Source organism: Aestuariispira ectoiniformans (genome assembly GCF_025136295.1).
Classification (GTDB): domain Bacteria; phylum Pseudomonadota; class Alphaproteobacteria; order UBA8366; family Aestuariispiraceae; genus Aestuariispira_A; species Aestuariispira_A ectoiniformans.
Genome location: NZ_CP062788.1, coordinates 220,575 through 238,148 on the forward strand (window position 1 = coordinate 220,575; position 17,574 = coordinate 238,148).

Consider the following 17,574-nt stretch of genomic DNA (forward strand, 5'->3'; position numbering starts at 1 on the left):
CAGCGCTGCAAGTCAACGCGCAGCGGTCGGAGAATCTTAAAAATTGGGAATCCTGTAACAAAGACTTCACGAAACGACGACCGGACACCCCCGGCCCGCTAACGCATGCATCACGGAGCCTTTACTGGCACGCGAGCGGAACAAAGGCTACATAGCATCTTATAAATAGGTCAAATTGTTGAATAATTATGGGTTGTGCGGGATGACCATGGCAGCGCCAGGGAAAGAAACCGGTAAGCGGAACGGATTTACAATAAGACGCCTGTGGCCCGTCTTCCTGCTGATCGCCGGCCTGATCCTTTTTTTCGCACTGGACCTCAATCAGTATTTCAGCGCGGAAATGCTGCGCGAAAACCGCGAAGTCCTGTTACAACTGGTCGATAGCCACCGCTTCCTGGTGGTAGCCTGCTTCATGGTTCTCTATGCAATCGTCGTTATATTCTCCCTGCCGGGTGGCGCCGTCATGACGCTGGCGGGCGGCTTCATGTTCGGGACGGTCGAGGCAAGCCTTTATGTCATTGTCGCCGCCACAGCCGGGGCAACGGCTCTCTTTCTTGTCGCCAAAACCTCTCTGGGAGACCCGCTGCACCAGAAAGCGGGTCCCTGGTTGGACAGGCTGGAGAAGGGCTTTCACGAGAATGAGCTGAGCTATCTGCTTTTCCTGCGCCTCGTTCCGGCCTTTCCGTTCTTTGTCGTGAACCTTGTCCCGGCCTTTCTGGGCGTATCGCTGCGCACCTATGTGATCGGCACCTTTTTCGGCATCATCCCCGGCACCGTGGTCTACGCCAATGTCGGCAGCGGCCTGGGGTCCATTTTCGATGCCGGGGACGATATTTCCCTGCAAACCGTCCTGTCGCCGGAAATTCTGATCGCCCTGACGCTGTTGGGACTTCTGGCCCTAGTCCCGGCGGCGGTAAAGAAATTCCGCCATCGCGCCGGAAAACCGTAAAATCGAGACCGGTGCCACGTCGAAATTGTCAATGTTATCCGTAGGCTGCTATAGTTTTTCGCGATGAATGAACCGGAAATGAATGCAGGCAGCTCCCGCACGGACAGCATATGGTCCTGGACAGTCCGCAGCCTGTCTGCGCGCCTGCTGATTTTAACGATTGCCTTTGTGATGCTGGCCGAAGTCCTGATCTTCGCGCCATCGGTCGCCAATTTCCGCGTCACCTGGATCAACGAGAAACTGGGGGCCGGCCATCTGGCCATTCTTGCCCTTGATGCAACGCCGGACGGCATGGTGTCGGAAAAGCTGGAGATGGAGCTGTTGCACCAGGCGGATGCCTACAGCATCGCGGTTCAGCGCGTCGGCGCAAAGCTGGCGCTGATCAACGACATGCCGCCCACGGTTGACGCCTCATACGATATCCGCAACACCAATGCCTTCATGCTCATCATGGATGCCTTTTCCACCCTGTTTCAGGTTCAGGACCGGAAAATCAGGGTGGTCGGCAGGTCGCCCAAAGACCCGACGACCGTGGTCGACCTGATCATCGACGAAGCGCCGTTACGTGACGCCATGACCGCCTTTGCCTGGCGTATTTTCCTGTTGTCGCTAGGCATTTCAATCTTTACGGCAAGCCTGGTCTATCTGGCGCTGCAATGGTTTCTGGTCCGTCCCATGCGCCGCATGACCCGCAACATGGTGCGATTCGCGGAAAACCCGGAAGACGAAAGCCGAATTATAATGCCCAGCCGCCGACGCGACGAAATCGGGCGGGCACAGCAGGAACTGGCCGACCTGCAACGCGGGCTGCACTCCATTCTCGCACAAAAGGAACATCTGGCTGCCCTGGGGACCGCGGTCGCCAAGATCAATCACGACCTGAAGGGCATCCTGTCCACGGCGCTGGTCGTATCCGACCGGCTGGAGCAATCTGAGGACCCTGAGGTAAAGCGCATCACGCCGACACTGATCTCTTCCATCGACCGGGCCGTGGCCCTGTGCACGCAAACACTGGACTATGTCGGGACGGGCACGCCGCCAATCCGCTATCAGCATTTCGAACTTGGCCCCGTTCTGGAGGAGGTCAGGCAGACCCTGCCCAACGGGGCAATCCTGTCCTGCGAGGGACTGGACCGGCTGGAACTGGACGCAGACCGGGATCAGGTCTACCGCATTTTCAGTAACCTCGCACGCAATGCAGCCGAGGCCGGTGCGGAAGCGATAACCCTCGTCGCCAGCCCCGATCACGCCCCCGCACGGGACAACAACGCCATCTGGATCGACGTGAAGGACAATGGGCCGGGCCTGCCGCCCCGCGCACAGGCAAACCTCTTCAAGCCGTTCAAAGGGTCTGCGCGGTCCGGCGGGACAGGATTGGGCCTGGCCATCGCCCGCGAATTGATCCGCGCCCACGGCGGCGACATTGAAATGCTGGAAACCGGCGCCACAGGCACCACATTCCGCCTTTGCCTTCCAAAGAAGGGAGGCCATACAAGGGCTTAGGCCAGCCAAATTGCCGCATTAGGAATCTTTGACATTATCCCCCCGCCCGCGTTACATTTCCGTAAACTATTGCGTGTAGTTACTTTCCAAGCAACGCCACATGAAAAGAAACGGCGTAACACGCTTTATGGGACAAAGGGCATTCGACAGTGAATAGTCGCACCAACAACTTCTCCCCTGCTGCATTCGACATGACGCAAAAGCCGGCCACGCGGGAAAATTCCGCCGAAGGGCTGAGCCCCTGCGCGGCCTGCGCGGTTCGCGATCTGTCGCTGTGCAATGTTCTGGACGAAGACGAACTGTCGATGCTGGCCAGCATCGTCACGTCGTTGGAAGTGCCCGCACGCGCGCCGATCATCGACGAAGGGGAATCCGCCGATTATCTCTTCAATGTGACCGGCGGCGCGGTAAAACTGTTCAAGCTGTTGGCCGATGGCCGACGGCAGATCACGGGTTTTCTGTTCCCCGGCGATTTCCTCGGCATTGCCATGAACGAGACCTACGCCTATTCGGCAGAGGCCGTGAGCCCGGTCAAGCTGTGCCGCTTCCCGCGCGCCAAGTTGGAAAATATGCTGGACCGTTTTCCCCATCTGGAAAAACGTCTTCTGGGCATGGCGTCCAACGAACTGGCGCAGGCGCAGGATCAGATGCTGTTGCTGGGCCGGAAGACGGCCAAGGAAAAGCTGTGTTCCTTCCTTGTTTCCCTTGCGCGCCGCGCGGAACGCCGTGGTGACGAACCCGGCCCGATCTATGTTCCGATGAGCCGTGCCGATATCGGGGACTATCTCGGACTGACGACCGAAACGGTCAGCCGGACCTTCACCAACCTCAAACGCGACGGCATCATTCGTCTGCGTGAAGGCGGCATGGTGGAAATTCCCGATTTCGATCATCTGGAAGAACTGGCCGACGGTATCTAGCAGGCTTCGGCCTCTCCCGGAATATGGGTTTTCAGCCACTCGACAAGCTCTGCAAGTTTGCCGCGCCCGTCGAGTGGCCGAAGCGACAGGGCAACATAATCGCACCCCGAATAGTCGAAGCCGAACGGGGCGATAAGATGGCCCGCGTCGATGTCTTCCTGCACCATCAGGGAGGGACCGATCGCAATCCCCAGCCCGGCGACGGCGGCCTGCAGCGAAAAGTAAAAATGGTCGAAGACGCGTTCCCGCCCGTTGTGCTGAAGCGGCTGCGCATTCCTTGACCAATCCCGCCAGGCATCGGGCCGGGTCTTTGTATGCAACAATGTCACCTGCCCCATATCGCCCTTCACACGGGCCCAATAGTCGGGATGACAAACCGGCCCCACCATCTCGCGGACCAGTGGTGTGGCATGATAATGCTCCGGCCATTGAAAATCCGACCGCCGGATTGCCAGATCGACACCCTGCTTCGCCAGGTCGATGCCGCCACCGGCGGTGCGAAGCTGAACTGTTGTATCCCGGACGTCGCGGTCTATTTCCGCCAGTCGGGGCATAAGCCAGCGCATCGACAATGTCGGCTCACAGGACAGCACCAGCACCTCATCCTCACCCTCCTGACGTACCGTATCGACCACGGCCCCCAACTGCTGCAACAGGTCGGTCAGGCGACCGGACAGCAAACGTCCTTTCCTTGTAAGGAATATCCTGCGATTGCGGCGCTCGAATAAAGGAAAACCGAAAAATTGTTCAAGCTGCTGAACTGAACGGCTGACAGCCCCATGGGTCAGGTTCAACTCCCTCGCGGCCAAGGTAATGCTTTCCAGCCTCCCCGCGGCCTCAAATCCGACAAGGGCCCCCATTGGCGGCAACTCCCGACGCAGGCTCATCTGTGAGCATCCCTCACATAAACCGATAAATTAATTCGATTTTTTTCGCATAGAAACGCTGTTTATTAAAGGCAGGACATGAAAATCAGATAGGATTTTTAACCAATGGATACTTGGGAAAGCCAAATCCTCGTCGTCGCAGGCGTTACTATTCTGGCAGTGATCAGCCCCGGCCCCGACTTTGCCGTAACCAGCCGCAACAGCCTGATGCATGGCCGGGCGGCGGGCCTGGCAACCGCCGCGGGGATTGCCTGCGGTGTGTCGGTGCATGTGACCTACACCCTGCTGGGCCTGGGCTACATACTGGCGAAGGCGGACTGGCTGCTGGACATCCTGCGCTATGGCGGGGCGGCCTATCTCGTCTATCTGGGGGTCAGCGCCTTCCTGAAGCAGCGTACGACAGCACAGAGCGCCATGCAGCAGGACGACCAGCCCTTACGCATTTCCCGGTTTCAGATGTTCCGGAACGGCTTTCTGTGTAATGCCTTCAATCCCAAGACGGCGCTATTCTTCATCGCGCTTTTCAGTCAGGCGGTTGCCCCGACAACACCGATGCCGGCACAGATGGCTTTTGGCTTATTCATCGCGCTTGCCCATCTGGTCTGGTTTTCCATTGTCGCGGGCCTTTTGACCCACCCGACGCTGCAAGCCTGGTTCGGCCGCATCAAAACCGGCCTTGAGCGTGTGATCGGCCTGTGCCTCGTCGGGTTGGGGGTAAAACTGGCTCTGTCCTGACCCTGCCCCGGAAAAAGGAAAAGGCCGCAGCATTTGCTGCGGCCTTTTCCGTCGAACCATAGACCCGCTTACTTGCGGCGGTCCTTGATCGGCTTTGCGTAGGCCGGTTCCACGTCCCAGGGGAAGAGAATCCAGGTGTCCTGCGATACCTCGGTAATAAAGCTGTCCACCATCGGACGCCCCGCCGGCTTGGCATACACAGTCGCGAAATGCGCTTTCGGCAGCATCTCACGGACAACACGGGCCGTAGTGCCGGTATCGACCAGATCGTCGATGATCAGCCAGCCTTCTCCGTCATCAGTTGCAACAACCTCTTTCAGAATCAGCGACTCTCCCAGGTCCTTATGTTCATAGGAGGATACGCAGGCGGTATCGATGAGGCGTATTTCAAGCTCCCGCGCAATAATTGCAGCAGGAACCAGGCCGCCACGCGTAATAGCTACGATTCCTTTAAACGGCCCCGCTTCGGCGAGACGCCATGCCAGGGCACGGGCATTCCGGTGCAACTCGTCCCAGGATACGGGAAAATCTAGATGATATTTGTCGCTCACGACAAGTCCCCTTTATTGACCTTCTTGGACACCCCAACAAAGGGGCAAAAAAATTTTGCCGTTATTATACTATCCTTCGCCCATCGGCAAGAAGCGGTCATTTTTCCGGCTTCTAATAAACAAGGCCCGGCGTCCTTAGACAGCCGGGCCTTGCGTCTCGATTTTAGGCGGGACTTCGCTTAACGGACGAAAATCCGCACTTCATTGTTGGCCACATTGGGGTCGGTAGAGGCCAGAAGCTGTACGCGGCTGCTGGGTACGCCCATGTCGGTGAGCGTCCGCAGGACGTCTTCGGCATTCCGTTTGGCGGCGGCGCTGTTCAACGCCATCTGGGCTGCCGTCCCACGCTGCGGGCTAACCGCGACCAGATCAAAGGTCGCCGTCGGCTTGCGCGACAGGGCCAGGCTGACCGCATTGTAAAGCGCCTGTTGATATTCGACCTTCGGACGGTCAAAGCGGATGATCACCAGCGGACGTTCATTCGCCTGCGGAACCGTTGCCTGACTTTCAGCACGGGCCAGGTTTTCGGTCTGCGTGAAGGCACGCGTCGCAAGGCTGGAGCCATACAGCTCGCCATTCTTGATCGCCAACGACAGGGTCGTCATGTTCTGGCGCTCGTTGTTCACATAAACATTCTGGCGGTTTATATCCTGGCTGAGGTCATTCATCAGACGGTCGATCTCGACCAGGGTCTGGTGAACCTCGTCCTCAAGCTTCTGCAACCGGATATGGTCTTCCTCGACCGCACCGCTCAGGCCGTAGGTGGCCTGGACGGAACTCAGCAGATACTGGCCGAAGGCGGCATGGTCGGCTGCTTCATTACTCAGCTTGGTCATCTGGGGAATGGTTTCCGCGACCTGTTCAAGCTCTACCTGCGCCTTGTTCCACTGGCTAACCAGGACCGGGTTACCCGGTGTCGAGCCACGCTGCAGGCGCGCCGTGATCTGACCAAGCAGCGCATGATACTGGTCCGACCCGGCCATGGTCGTCGAACGAAGGCTCACGACCCGCTGGTCCAGCTTGCCGACTGCCTGCTGCAGTTTGCCGAGGTCACCATACATTGCCGTGATCTTGTCACCGACGAAGGTGCCGCTGCTCTTGCCCGGGTCAACCATTTCGGTAGAGACCATAGGGGTCATGGTCTGTGCGGCGGGTTGCTGCACCACAACCGTCGGCTCCGACGTTGCGTCCTGCTGTACTACTACAGGCGGCGGCGCTGTTTCCGCCGCCGGATCTTCCGCCTCAAGAGACGGCCAAAGCGAACCACCGCAGCCGGCCAACATCACCCCGGTCGCAACCAAAGCCGTGGCAAACTTCTTCGAAACACCCATGCCCCAAATCTGCCTTTATCTAAAAATCGAAACCCCAGATCCGATCAAACCTCAAAACAAAGGTCTACAACCGGACCGTATAGAATCTATTTAAACCGATTTGCACACTAATGCAAAAAGCCCCAGCGCAACAACCTGTTAGACCGACATTGATTCATATTTTCTATGCCGGTCGATGCGATACTACTTGACTGGCCTGCAGGTCACAAGCGGGTTATCTATATAAAGAGCGCCTGTCTTTGCGGGAAAATCGCAAGCTTTTGTGCCCGGCCGTCACATTTTTTTAAAAAACATTTGAATCCGGGCTTGCCAAACCCGACGCCGTGCAGTACATCCCCGTCGTCGCCAACGAACGGGGCGGCAAACAAAATCGAATATGCGCCCGTAGCTCAGCTGGATAGAGCATTTGACTACGAATCAAAAGGTCGGGAGTTCGAATCTTCCCGGGCGCGCCACAAACCCCTTACAGCTCTGCTGTGAGGGGTTTTTGTTTATCCTCCCTAACCGCAACTACCGGTATAGTGACTTCGGGCACTACTCTGTGACAATTTAATGTCGGAATCCTTGACAGAGTCACAAAGAGGAATCTCCAAAGTTTTTATAACATATTGTTTTTAATATATTATTTTTCTTGGCACGCTCGTTGCTTAGTAAGGGGCAGAGCCTATTTACGATATTGCGTTTGAGGAGAGCAAAGATGAACATGTTTAAGACGTTGATCGCAACAGCGACAGTCGCAATCGGCACGCTCGCGATGGCTGCCAACGCCGATGCCGGCATGGTTTATGCCAATTCTTGGCAGAATTATAACCCCGGCCTGCAGAAAAATGGGGATTCTCTCCGTTCAGACCGCGTTAACCCGGCACATGCTCTGGGGGCAACGGATGGCGATTTCGTCAGCCTCGGTTTCGGCGGTTCTCTGGAACTGGGTTTCGGGACTACTTTCGGCGCCAGCACGATGGTTATTGAAACCACCTTCGGCAGCCAGACCCCGGGCACCTATCCGGAACAGGCACAGGTTGAAGTTCGCGATGCAATCGACGGCACCTGGTATACCGCAGGCATCGTACAGGTTAACGGCGGCAGCCTGAGCCTGTTTGGCTTCGGCAACGAAATCTTTGACCTGATGCGGATTACCGATGTGTCCGACATCAATGACCCTCGCTTCATCTATCCGGTTGACGACGGTTATGACATTGACTCCGTTCGCACGATTGCCGTTGCCGAGCCTGCTGCACTGGCAATCCTCGGTCTTGGCCTGATGGGCATTGGTTTCGCCGCAAGGCGTCGCCGGGCCGCATAATCCAGCCAACGCAATATCGATTAAAAGTCGGCGGCCTTCGGGTCGCCGATTTTTTTTGTGGCCTCAAGCAGCATAAATCCCACTAAAACCTATGCGGACGGGTAGGTTCGCGCCCCTCCTTTGTGTGAAAATTTCTTGACATGCAAAAAACGCATAACGCCCTTTCGGGAATAGCGCTTTTTCGTCGCAGGGAAGGGGCGCATATTCCCAATCAAGAAAACCAAGGAATTTTGAACACGAAGACGACAAGGCCCGGAGGGTTAAGAAAATGAACAGCATCAGAAAACGTTATTCCCAGTGGAGCAAATACCGCCGCACCCTGCGCGAACTGCGCTCACTGGACGATCGTGAACTCAACGATCTGGGCTTCGGTCGCGGAGATATCGAAACCGTCGCTCGCCGCGCCGTACGCTAAACACGAATTTATTACACCTCCCTTAGACGACTCCCTCGAAATTAGGCGCCTTGGATTAATCCAGGCGCCTTCTTTTTTTGCGTCGCGACGGTTGGCGGATCTCAGGCTTGCTACTGGGGCTGCTTCTTTGTGACCCCTGCCGGATCATAGGCAATTCTCATCGCTCCCAGGCGCTTCAGCATGGTGATCAGCGTATCACGCGACACAGGCCAGCCATTCTGGTCCTTGAGGTCGAATTTATCCCCGCGCCAGTGATGATATGTCTTGATGAAGCTGTCGTGGACCTTGTCCAGACGCATGGCCGTGATGTCACCGACATCGGGTGAATAACCGAATTCGGAATGGGCGTTGGTATAGCTGCCGCACATGATCGCCAGAAGTACGGTGGTATCGTTCTGGTTCATGACCTCGACGTTGAAATGATCACGACCACATTTCTGCGCGAAGACCGCAACACTGCCGTCGACAAACTGCTTGAAGGAATACTTCGGCTCATAGGTTGCCATAATTGCATAGAGCGCGGTCCAGTGTTCGAAATCCTCGCCCTTGGGGATTTGCTCCAGGATGAACACATTATCCTTCTGGTTCCGGTAAAACTCGCTCTGCGCCCGGGGGTCGCCTCCGCTGACCCAGGAGGGTGCGGGGTATTGCACCATGGCATCGTTCAGGCGGATCGACTGAAAGATGCCCGGATTGTCGGCCGTCTTCTGTTCTGCAAAGGCGATGACTGGCGTAAACGCCAGCACGGCGGCGGCAACGAGTCCCTTAAACCTGCACATTCCCATCACCACATCGCCTCCTGCACGTTGATTCCACAATAGCCGTCGACCTGTTAGTCCTCGTCGGCCTCCTTGAGCGCCTCCTGACGGGCGTAGGCAAGGTAGATAACAAGCAACGCACCAGCCAGACCAAACCAGGTCAGGGCATATTGCAGGTGGTTGTTGGGCACGTCGAGGGTCCATTGCGCACCAACCGGATATTCGCCCGGGATATCCTTGTCACCGGAAAGGATATAGTAGTTTTCGAAGTTCAACTTTGCGAGCTGCGCCATCCGGTCGAGGTCAATATAGAACCAGTTGTTCTTTTCGATATCGTTATCCGGCGTGAACACACTTGCACCCTTCGGGAAGCGAAGGATGCCCGTCACGGTAACCTCGCCCTCTATCTGCCCCTGCTTACGGGTCGCCGGATCAACCTTGTCAAACGGCACCCAGCCACGGTCGACCAGAACCGCGCCATCACCGTCATCACGGATCAGCGGAGTCAGGATATGCATACCCGCATTGCCGTTGAGAGACCGGTTCACGAGGTAGAATTCATGGGCGTTATCGAAATGCCCTGTGACGGTAACTGCACGAAATTCATCCGCAGCCTCGTCCAGCATGCCTTTCGGCAGATCGACCGGCACCTGCTCCGCACGGGACTGAAGGCGATCAATCAGTGTTTCTTTCCATTGCAGGCGATGGAGCTGCCATACGCCAAGCCCCACCAAGACGATCAGGGCCGGCACCGTGAACAGCGTCGGCATAAAACGGAATTTAAACTTCATGAGCCCTCAGTCTTCTTCGTCGAAAGTGTCGCCACCGGTATCTCCGGCGCGATGCTGATATTGCAACGCCAGCAGGATACCCTTCAAGGGGCGAATCAGCGCAAGGGCCACGATAATGATCACCGGAATGGTAATCACCATCTGAAACCAGATCGGTGCATCAAACGCCAGCTGCAGCCACAGCCCGAGCCCGACACCGATAAAGCCCACGATCAGGATGATAAAGGGGATGGGCCCGTCGCCGACATTGGCCTTGCCAAAGTCCAGACCGCAATTGTCACAATTATCCGCTATGTCGAATGCGCCGGAAAACAAACGGCCCTGCCCACATCGTGGGCAGCGGCCGCGTAGTCCGGTCGACCAAGGGGATTGCGGGGGATACTCGCTCATCTTGGTCTCAACCTTATATTAAAGCGTCTCTGGACGGGAAGCTGCCTCAGCTACCCCACCAGTAAACGCAAACAAACAGGAACAGCCAGACGACGTCGACGAAGTGCCAGTACCAGGCAGCAGCTTCGAAGCCAAAGTGATGGCTGGGTGTAAAGTCGCCTTTGATCGTCCGGAACAGGCAAACCGCCAGGAAGATCGTACCGACGATCACATGGAAACCGTGGAAACCGGTGGCCATGTAGAAAGTGGAAGCGTAGATGCCGTCCTTGATGCCGAAAGCAGCGTGGCTGTACTCAAAAGCCTGCAGGGAGGTGAAGAGCACACCCAGCAGCACCGTGATTGCAAGGCCCTGGATGACCTGGTCACGATGACCTTCGCGCAGCGCATGATGCGCCCAGGTAACCGTGCAGCCACTCAGCAGCAGGATCAGCGTATTCATGAAGGGCAGTTCAAAGGCGTCGAAAGATTCGATATCCGCCGGCGGCCACATACCGCCGATGAAGTCGGCGCGCAGATACTGGCGGACGTCATCAAAGAAAAGCGCGGGATCGAAGTAAGCCCAGAAGAAGGCGACAAAGAACATCACTTCGGATGCGATGAACAGCGCCATGCCATACCGCAGGCCAAGCTGTACAACCGGCTTGTGGTGACCGGCATGGGCTTCGCGGATAACGTCGCGCCACCAGACGAACATGGTGTAAAGAACCATCAGCAGGCCCGGTGCAACCTTCCACGGGCCGAGACCGGCCAGGTTGGGTGCGAACATATCCGGGTGGAAGTACCAAACGGCACCAAAGGCCAAGACAAAGCCTGCGATAGACCCAAGCAGGGGCCACGGGCTCGGGTCGACCAGATGATAATCGTGGTTCGGGGCGTGATTGTCAGCGCTCATATTCTATCCCCCATCCCTTTCTTTCAAACTAAGCCCACGTTTGCGGGCGGTTGCCAACAGTCCTGGAAATGCCGGTCAATTGACCTGTGTTTCGTCGGACTGTCCCCTCTCGTCATCCTCCACTTCCGATACTGAATCGGGGTCTTCCTTGCGGAAGAAAGTGTAGGATAAAGTGATTGTCTTAACATCGTCCATGTCCGGATCTTCGTCGATATACGGGTCGACATAGAATGTCACCGGCATATCGGCGTCCTGACCTGGCTCCAATGTTTGTTCCGTAAAGCAAAAGCAGTCGATCTTCACAAAATACTGGCCCGCCTTCTGCGGCGTGACGTTGAAGGTCGCCGTGCCGGTCACCCGTTCAGGGCCGGTATTGACCGCCTTGTAAAAGGCAATGGCCTGTTCGCCGACTTTCAGATGCACAGACTTCTGTTCGGGCCGGAATTTCCACGGCATGGAGGCATTGACGCTGCCGTCAAAACGAACCTCCACATCACGGTCCAGAACCCGATCGGAGCCTGTATCGGCCTGCTGGGTTGTCCCACCATAGCCGGTCACCCGGCAAAACAGGTTGTAGAGCGGCACGCTGGCAAAGGTCAGCCCGACCATGCCCATCGCCATGGCGACGAAGACAAGGGCAACTCCTTTGTTTTTTGTGCGCTTTTCAACCATTGCCGTCTCGCGTCCTACAACGATCCCGTACGGATCAATGTCACAAAATACAGAATGACCATCAGGGCCACGATCGCGACCAGCAGCGCCATATTCTTGCGGCGTAACCGGCGTTGACCTTCGTCCCGAACTTCCATGTCAGTCATTTTCTTTTCCTCGTCTGTCTTTGCCATTGCCTTACATCCAGGGACCGTTGACGCGGTCCGCGATCAGCATCGCAAACAGGACGAAAAGGTAGAAAATGGAAAAGCCGAACATTCGCTTGGCCGACTTGTCACTGTCGTCGAACCAGACCGCGATTGCAGCAGCCAGGAAGACCAGACCCATCGCCAGGGCAGTCAAACCATAGATCCAACCGGCGACCCCCAGATACCAGGGTGCCAATCCCAACGGCAGCAACAGCACCGTATAGATCAGCATCTGTTTCTTGGTTTCCCGGTCACCGGCAACAACCGGCAGCATCGGAACACCCGCCTTGGCATAGTCACCGCAACGATACAGTGCCAACGCCCAGAAATGCGGCGGGGTCCAGAAGAAGATCAAAGCGAACAGCACAACAGAGGCCACCGAGACGTCACCCGTCACTGCGGCCCAACCGATCATTGGCGGAAAGGCGCCTGCCGCCCCGCCGATCACGATATTCTGCGGCGTACTGCGCTTCAGCCACATCGTGTAGATGAAGACGTAGAACAGGATCGCACCGCCCAAAAGCGCGGCCGCAACCCAGTTCACGGCAACCCCCATCAACATGACGGAGCCTGCGGACAGTGCGATGCCAAAGCTCAACGCTTCGCTGGCATCAACCCGGCCCGCCGGAATCGGACGGTCCTGCGTCCGGGACATCACAGCGTCGATATCCCGGTCATACCACATGTTAATCGCACCGGCCGCGCCGGACCCGACCGCGATGCAAAGCACCGCGACCGCCGCCAGCAGCGGGTGTATCTCTCCCGGGGCAACCAGGAGACCCGCCAGACCGGAAAACACAACCAGGGACATCACACGCGGTTTCAGCAACGCGATATAGTCACGCACATCCCCCGCCAGCGAGCCGCTGGCCACATCTTCGCGATAGTCGATAGAGGTATCAGCCACAGGTCAAAATCCGTTTCATGCAGTCTTTTGCTTATGCTTCCACTTCGGCGATAGGCCGCGGGTTACTTAACCCGCGGCAGATCGTTGAAGCAGTGGAACGGCGGCGGCGAGGACAGGGTCCACTCCAGCGTGGTTGCCCCTTCGCCCCAATAGTTGGCTTCCGCCTTCTTGCCGCGGGTCATGGTGTAAATCATCAGACCAACGAAGAAGAGGGTTGCGCCAAAGGCGATATAGGCACCGAAGGAGGAAACCATGTTCCAGCCATGCAGACCGTCAGCATAGTCGATATAACGGCGCGGCATGCCGGCCAGGCCCAGGAAATGCTGCGGGAAGAAGGTCAGGTTCACCCCGATGAAGGTGAGCCAGAAATGCAGCTTGCCTGCCCATTCCGGGATCAGACGACCGGACATTTTGCCCATCCAGTAGTAGATGCCGCAGAAGATTGCGAAAACCGCACCCAGCGACAGCACGTAATGGAAGTGCGCCACGACGTAGTAGGTATCGTGCAACTGCAGGTCCATACCGGCGTTTGCCAGGACCACACCGGTCACACCACCGACCGTGAACAGGAAGATGAAACCAATAGCCCAGAGCATCGGCGTGGTGAAGCGGATGGAACCGCCCCACATGGTCGCGATCCAGGAGAAGATCTTGATCCCCGTAGGAACCGCGATGACCATGGTTGCCGCCGTGAAATATGCACGGGTGTCAACGTCCAGACCGACCGTATACATGTGGTGCGCCCACACGATGAAGCCGATGAAGCCGATTGCCACCATCGCGTATGCCATGCCCAGGTAACCGAAAATCGGTTTCTTGGAGAAGGTGGAAACCACATGGCTGATGATGCCGAAGCCCGGCAGGATCATGATGTAGACTTCCGGATGACCGAAGAACCAGAACAGGTGCTGGTACAGGATCGGGTCACCGCCGCCTTCCGGCTTGAAGAAGTTCGTGCCGAAGTTACGGTCCGTCAGCAGCATGGTGATCGCACCGCCGAGAACCGGCAGGGACAACACCAGCAGGAAGGCCGTAATCAACACAGCCCACGCAAACAGCGGCATTTTATGCAGGGTCATGCCCGGCGCACGCATGTTGAAAATCGTGGTGATGAAGTTGATCGCCCCCAGAATGGAGGACACACCGGCGAGGTGAAGGGCGAAGATCGCCATATCCACCGCCGGTCCGGGATGACCCAGTTTCGACGACAGTGGCGGATAAACGGTCCAACCGGTCCCGGCACCACCGCCAATCACGGCGGACAGAACCAGCAGCAGGAAGGCCGGAACGATCAGCCAGAAGCTGATGTTGTTCATCCGCGGGAAGGCCATGTCCGGCGCGCCGATCATCAACGGCACGAACCAGTTACCAAACCCGCCGATCACCGCCGGCATAACCACGAAGAAGACCATGATCAGGCCGTGCGCGGTGATGATGGTATTCCACTGGTGCCCGTCGCTCATCCACTGAACGCCGGGATCCTGAAGTTCAAGACGCATCCACACGGAAAAGGCGCCGCCGATCAACCCCGCACAGACGGAGAAGAACAGGTACAGCGTACCGATATCCTTGTGGTTCGTCGAATAGAGCCAACGCTTCCAACCACGCGGGGCGTGGTCGTCATGATGGGCGTCGGTGCTAGCAGCATTGCTCATCTTTTCTCTCCCTTAGCCCGAAATCAGTTCAGGAGGCTTGCAACCTTGAACGTCGGCTCGACGTCGTTGGATGCAAATTCTTCCTTGGCTTTTTCGACCCATTTGGCGAAATCGGCCTTGGAAACCGCCTTGACCGCGATCGGCATGAAGGCGTGGTCCGTACCACACAGCTCCGAACAGAAGCCGTAATACATTCCTTCCTTGCCTTCCGGGATCATGAAGCCTTCTTCATTCAACCGGCCGGGAACGGCATCGGTACGAACACCGAATTCAGAAACGGCCCAGTTGTGAATAACGTCGCCGGACGTAATCAGCACGCGGATCTCGGTGCCGGTGGGAACAACCATCGGGTTGTCCACGTCCATCAGACGTTTGACATTCTGTTCTGCCGCTTCCTCATGGGTACGCGCCATGATCAGCGAATCGAACGCAATGTTGTCCTGATCCGGATACTCATAGGACCAATACCACTGGTGACCAGTGATTTTGATATTCATCTCTGCATTGGTCGTATCGTCCGATTCATAAAGCAAACGCAGCGAGAACGGCGCGATTGCCACCAGAATCAGAACCGGAATCAAAGTCCACGCAACTTCCAACATGGAGTTATGCGTGGTTTTCGACGGTTTCGGATTGCGTTTTTCAGAAAAACGCCAGCAGGTGAAAAGCAGCAGGAACAGCACAAAAACCGTAATCACCGTAATAATCGGCAACATCAGGTCGTTATGGAACCAAACCTGCTCAGCAGCAGTAGGATCGACCGGTTTGGACAACCCCAATTGGTAGTTCTGAGGGTCCGCCGCAAATGCGGAAACCTGGGATAGGCCCAGGAATGCCGCGGCAAGCGCGAACACTCTATAAATCACTCTCATCATTCCCCATCCCTTCATTGACCCGTTCACTCCCGATCACCAGGTCGCTGAGACTAGACTGCTCCCTGCGCCAATAAGCCGCAGTTTCGTTCCTCCACGAACTGCGGACGCAGAATTCCAATCATGGACTATCCGCGATCATATTCGCGTTGCGGGATCAATCAAGCTGAGGCTTTCCGCAAGTATTCCAATGACTTGGCGCCACACAACTTGCGACTCACTCGCATCAGGCAGCAACAACTTGATTTAAATCAATTTTTCACCGGATCTGTTGCAACGCAACCATCAGGGGAGACAGAGGATGCGACAGACTGTCGCACCCTCTTCCCCCCGTCATTACCCCGTCTTTTCACTTTTCATAATGGCCTTGCGCAAACGCCGCCCGCCCATCCAGACCAGAACGGCCACCACAGGGATGGAAATCCCCGTCACAAGCTCTACCGGGACATGCACCCCGTTGGCTTTCACCGCCTTGGCCACATAGCCGATCAGGCTGACGGTGTAATAGGTGATTGCCGCGACAGAGAGGCCTTCAACCGTTTCCTGCAAACGCAACTGCAGGCGCGAGCGCCGCGCCATGGACGTCAGCAACTCCTGGTTCTGGGCCTCCAGGGCAAAATCCACGCGGGTGCGCAGCAGGTTCGCCGCACGGGTCGCCCGCCTTGAAAGGTCCGACAGGCGTTCGGATACGGATTCGCAGGTCCGCATGGCAGGCGCCATCCGGCGATCCAGAAACTCCTCAAGGTTCTGAAAACCCGGAATACGCTCTTCATGCAACTCGTTCAGCCGCGCCTCCATCAGGGCGTAATAGGCGCGCGAGGCGCTGAACCGGTATGAGGTCGACGCGGAGAGCCGCTCTATCCGGGCGGAAAGACCGCTGAGTTCCTGCAGCATCTGGCTGTCATCCTCGGCCGTCGCATCGCCACCGCTGGTTTCCGCCATGCGGCTGGTCAGCCCCGCCAGGGCCGTATCGATATGCGCCGTCTGCGGGCCGGTCGACCGCGCCAGGGGCAACGACAGCAAAGCCATGTTGCGATAGGTCTCGACCTCCATCAGGCGCTGGATCACCCGACCGGCCTTCAGCGGTTTCAGGCTCCAGTCATGGATGATCATGCGGCTGTGGCCGTCGGAATGGATGCGGTTGTCCGTCCATATCTGCGCCTCCCCCCCGCCGATCACGCTTGTCACCAGACTGTCGGTCACGAAATACCGGTCCAGGTCCTCATCACTCACCTTGGGCATCTGTGAGGACAGGAAAACAATGTGAAGGGCCACCAGGCGCTGGCCCGGCATGGCCTCGATCCATTCGCTGGGGGCATAGGAAACCGGCGTCTCCATGAAAGGACTGGTCACATTCAGGCTGCGCATGATTGCATAGGTGCTGAATTCCGTGTGGCGTTCCCAACGCAGGCGGAACTCACCGAAATCGGCGCTGAAGTGGCTTGCGTTGGCGGCGGGCGGATGCAGGCCATACCGCTCACACAGGCGGCATACATGTTCACGGTCACGGTTCGCCACACCCTCGCCGGTGGTCATGGCGTAATAGGTGATCTGTTCCGGCGCGCTCAGCGGCTCAAACGGCCGCGCATGCAATTCATTGGTCAGGTCATATCGTAAGGGGTGGTCTTCCACGTCAGGGATTCCATTGGTTCTAAGGATATTTTTCTGCTCAGTCATGAGCCCGCCCTTTATACTTTGGCGCAACGCGCCTATTCTGGTCGCGGATATACTAAACATAGATTGCAATCAGACTGCAAAGCCCACATCTATAAATCTGATGGGTCAGGCCCCTTTGCCGGGACGAATCGGGCCCGCACCATCGACCAACACGAGCCAACACTAGAAGGAATCGACC

General features: G+C 57.0%; 19 protein-coding genes and 1 tRNA gene. 7 read left to right on the top strand and 13 right to left on the bottom strand.

The features are described 5' to 3' along the window. The first annotated feature begins 202 nt into the window (after window positions 1-202). The 3 genes from IF205_RS01015 to IF205_RS01025 all read left to right on the top strand — a co-directional run bounded on the left by IF205_RS01015 (window position 203) and on the right by IF205_RS01025 (window position 3,372). Complete coding sequence (locus tag IF205_RS01015; RefSeq protein ID WP_259781426.1) at window positions 203-949, top strand: TVP38/TMEM64 family protein; 747 nt, start codon at window positions 203-205, stop codon at window positions 947-949. A 63-nt stretch (window positions 950-1,012) separates the two neighbouring features. After that, on the top strand, window positions 1,013-2,452 hold the full coding sequence (locus tag IF205_RS01020) for a sensor histidine kinase (RefSeq protein WP_259781427.1): 1,440 nt from the start codon (window positions 1,013-1,015) through the stop codon (window positions 2,450-2,452). Between the two features lie 149 nt (window positions 2,453-2,601). Further along, window positions 2,602-3,372, top strand: a complete 771-nt coding sequence (locus tag IF205_RS01025) for a Crp/Fnr family transcriptional regulator (protein ID WP_259781428.1) — start codon at window positions 2,602-2,604, stop codon at window positions 3,370-3,372. Here IF205_RS01025 and IF205_RS01030 read toward each other — a convergent pair. Then, complete coding sequence (locus tag IF205_RS01030; protein WP_259781429.1) at window positions 3,369-4,259, bottom strand: LysR substrate-binding domain-containing protein; 891 nt, start codon at window positions 4,257-4,259, stop codon at window positions 3,369-3,371. The genes IF205_RS01025 and IF205_RS01030 overlap by 4 nt on opposite strands. A 105-nt stretch (window positions 4,260-4,364) precedes the next feature. Here IF205_RS01030 and IF205_RS01035 point away from each other — a divergent pair, with 105 nt between their 5' ends. Beyond that, window positions 4,365-4,994 (top strand): LysE family transporter, encoded by a 630-nt coding sequence (locus IF205_RS01035; RefSeq protein ID WP_259781430.1) that lies wholly within the window; start codon window positions 4,365-4,367, stop codon window positions 4,992-4,994. 68 nt (window positions 4,995-5,062) lie between these two features. On the opposite strand, the gene gpt is transcribed toward IF205_RS01035, so the two are convergent. After that, complete coding sequence (gene gpt, locus IF205_RS01040; protein WP_259781431.1) at window positions 5,063-5,545, bottom strand: xanthine phosphoribosyltransferase; 483 nt, start codon at window positions 5,543-5,545, stop codon at window positions 5,063-5,065. Between the two features lie 179 nt (window positions 5,546-5,724). Continuing rightward, window positions 5,725-6,876, bottom strand: a complete 1,152-nt coding sequence (locus IF205_RS01045) for a hypothetical protein (RefSeq protein WP_259781432.1) — start codon at window positions 6,874-6,876, stop codon at window positions 5,725-5,727. Between the two features lie 378 nt (window positions 6,877-7,254). On the opposite strand from IF205_RS01045, the gene IF205_RS01050 reads away from it, so the two are divergent. The 3 genes from IF205_RS01050 to IF205_RS01060 all read left to right on the top strand — a co-directional run bounded on the left by IF205_RS01050 (window position 7,255) and on the right by IF205_RS01060 (window position 8,594). Next, a tRNA-Arg gene (locus tag IF205_RS01050) sits at window positions 7,255-7,331 on the top strand. A 242-nt stretch (window positions 7,332-7,573) separates the two neighbouring features. Next, entirely contained in the window at window positions 7,574-8,179 is a 606-nt protein-coding gene (locus tag IF205_RS01055; RefSeq protein ID WP_259781433.1) for a PEP-CTERM sorting domain-containing protein, read from the top strand. A gap of 268 nt (window positions 8,180-8,447) precedes the next feature. Next, complete coding sequence (locus tag IF205_RS01060) at window positions 8,448-8,594, top strand: DUF1127 domain-containing protein (RefSeq protein ID WP_259781434.1); 147 nt, start codon at window positions 8,448-8,450, stop codon at window positions 8,592-8,594. Window positions 8,595-8,704: 110 nt separating this feature from the next. Here IF205_RS01060 and IF205_RS01065 read toward each other — a convergent pair whose 3' ends face one another. The 10 genes from IF205_RS01065 to IF205_RS01110 all read right to left on the bottom strand — a co-directional run bounded on the left by IF205_RS01065 (window position 8,705) and on the right by IF205_RS01110 (window position 17,396). Further along, the gene (locus IF205_RS01065) at window positions 8,705-9,373 is read right to left on the bottom strand and encodes a hypothetical protein (protein WP_259781435.1); all 669 of its coding nucleotides are present in this window, start codon (window positions 9,371-9,373) and stop codon (window positions 8,705-8,707) included. A gap of 53 nt (window positions 9,374-9,426) precedes the next feature. Beyond that, window positions 9,427-10,143, bottom strand: coding sequence for an SURF1 family protein (locus IF205_RS01070; RefSeq protein WP_259781436.1), 717 nt, complete (start codon window positions 10,141-10,143; stop codon window positions 9,427-9,429). Between the two features lie 6 nt (window positions 10,144-10,149). Next, window positions 10,150-10,533 carry a DUF983 domain-containing protein gene (locus IF205_RS01075; RefSeq protein WP_259781437.1) on the bottom strand — a complete coding sequence of 128 codons (384 nt, stop codon included), beginning with the start codon at window positions 10,531-10,533 and terminating at the stop codon, window positions 10,150-10,152. A 46-nt stretch (window positions 10,534-10,579) separates the two neighbouring features. Then, entirely contained in the window at window positions 10,580-11,425 is an 846-nt protein-coding gene (locus IF205_RS01080) for a cytochrome c oxidase subunit 3 (protein ID WP_259781438.1), read from the bottom strand. A gap of 75 nt (window positions 11,426-11,500) precedes the next feature. Then, the gene (locus IF205_RS01085; RefSeq protein WP_259781439.1) at window positions 11,501-12,097 is read right to left on the bottom strand and encodes a cytochrome c oxidase assembly protein; all 597 of its coding nucleotides are present in this window, start codon (window positions 12,095-12,097) and stop codon (window positions 11,501-11,503) included. A 14-nt stretch (window positions 12,098-12,111) separates the two neighbouring features. Further along, window positions 12,112-12,270 (bottom strand): hypothetical protein, encoded by a 159-nt coding sequence (locus IF205_RS01090; RefSeq protein ID WP_259781440.1) that lies wholly within the window; start codon window positions 12,268-12,270, stop codon window positions 12,112-12,114. A 4-nt stretch (window positions 12,271-12,274) separates the two neighbouring features. Continuing rightward, window positions 12,275-13,192, bottom strand: coding sequence for a heme o synthase (locus IF205_RS01095; RefSeq protein ID WP_259781441.1), 918 nt, complete (start codon window positions 13,190-13,192; stop codon window positions 12,275-12,277). Window positions 13,193-13,254: 62 nt separating this feature from the next. Further along, complete coding sequence (gene ctaD, locus IF205_RS01100; protein ID WP_259781442.1) at window positions 13,255-14,847, bottom strand: cytochrome c oxidase subunit I; 1,593 nt, start codon at window positions 14,845-14,847, stop codon at window positions 13,255-13,257. A gap of 23 nt (window positions 14,848-14,870) precedes the next feature. Next, window positions 14,871-15,722: a cytochrome c oxidase subunit II gene (coxB, locus tag IF205_RS01105; RefSeq protein WP_259781443.1), complete on the bottom strand. Its 852-nt coding sequence runs from the start codon at window positions 15,720-15,722 to the stop codon at window positions 14,871-14,873. A 333-nt stretch (window positions 15,723-16,055) separates the two neighbouring features. After that, window positions 16,056-17,396: a DUF3422 family protein gene (locus tag IF205_RS01110; protein WP_259781444.1), complete on the bottom strand. Its 1,341-nt coding sequence runs from the start codon at window positions 17,394-17,396 to the stop codon at window positions 16,056-16,058. Between the last annotated feature and the right edge of the window lie 178 nt (window positions 17,397-17,574).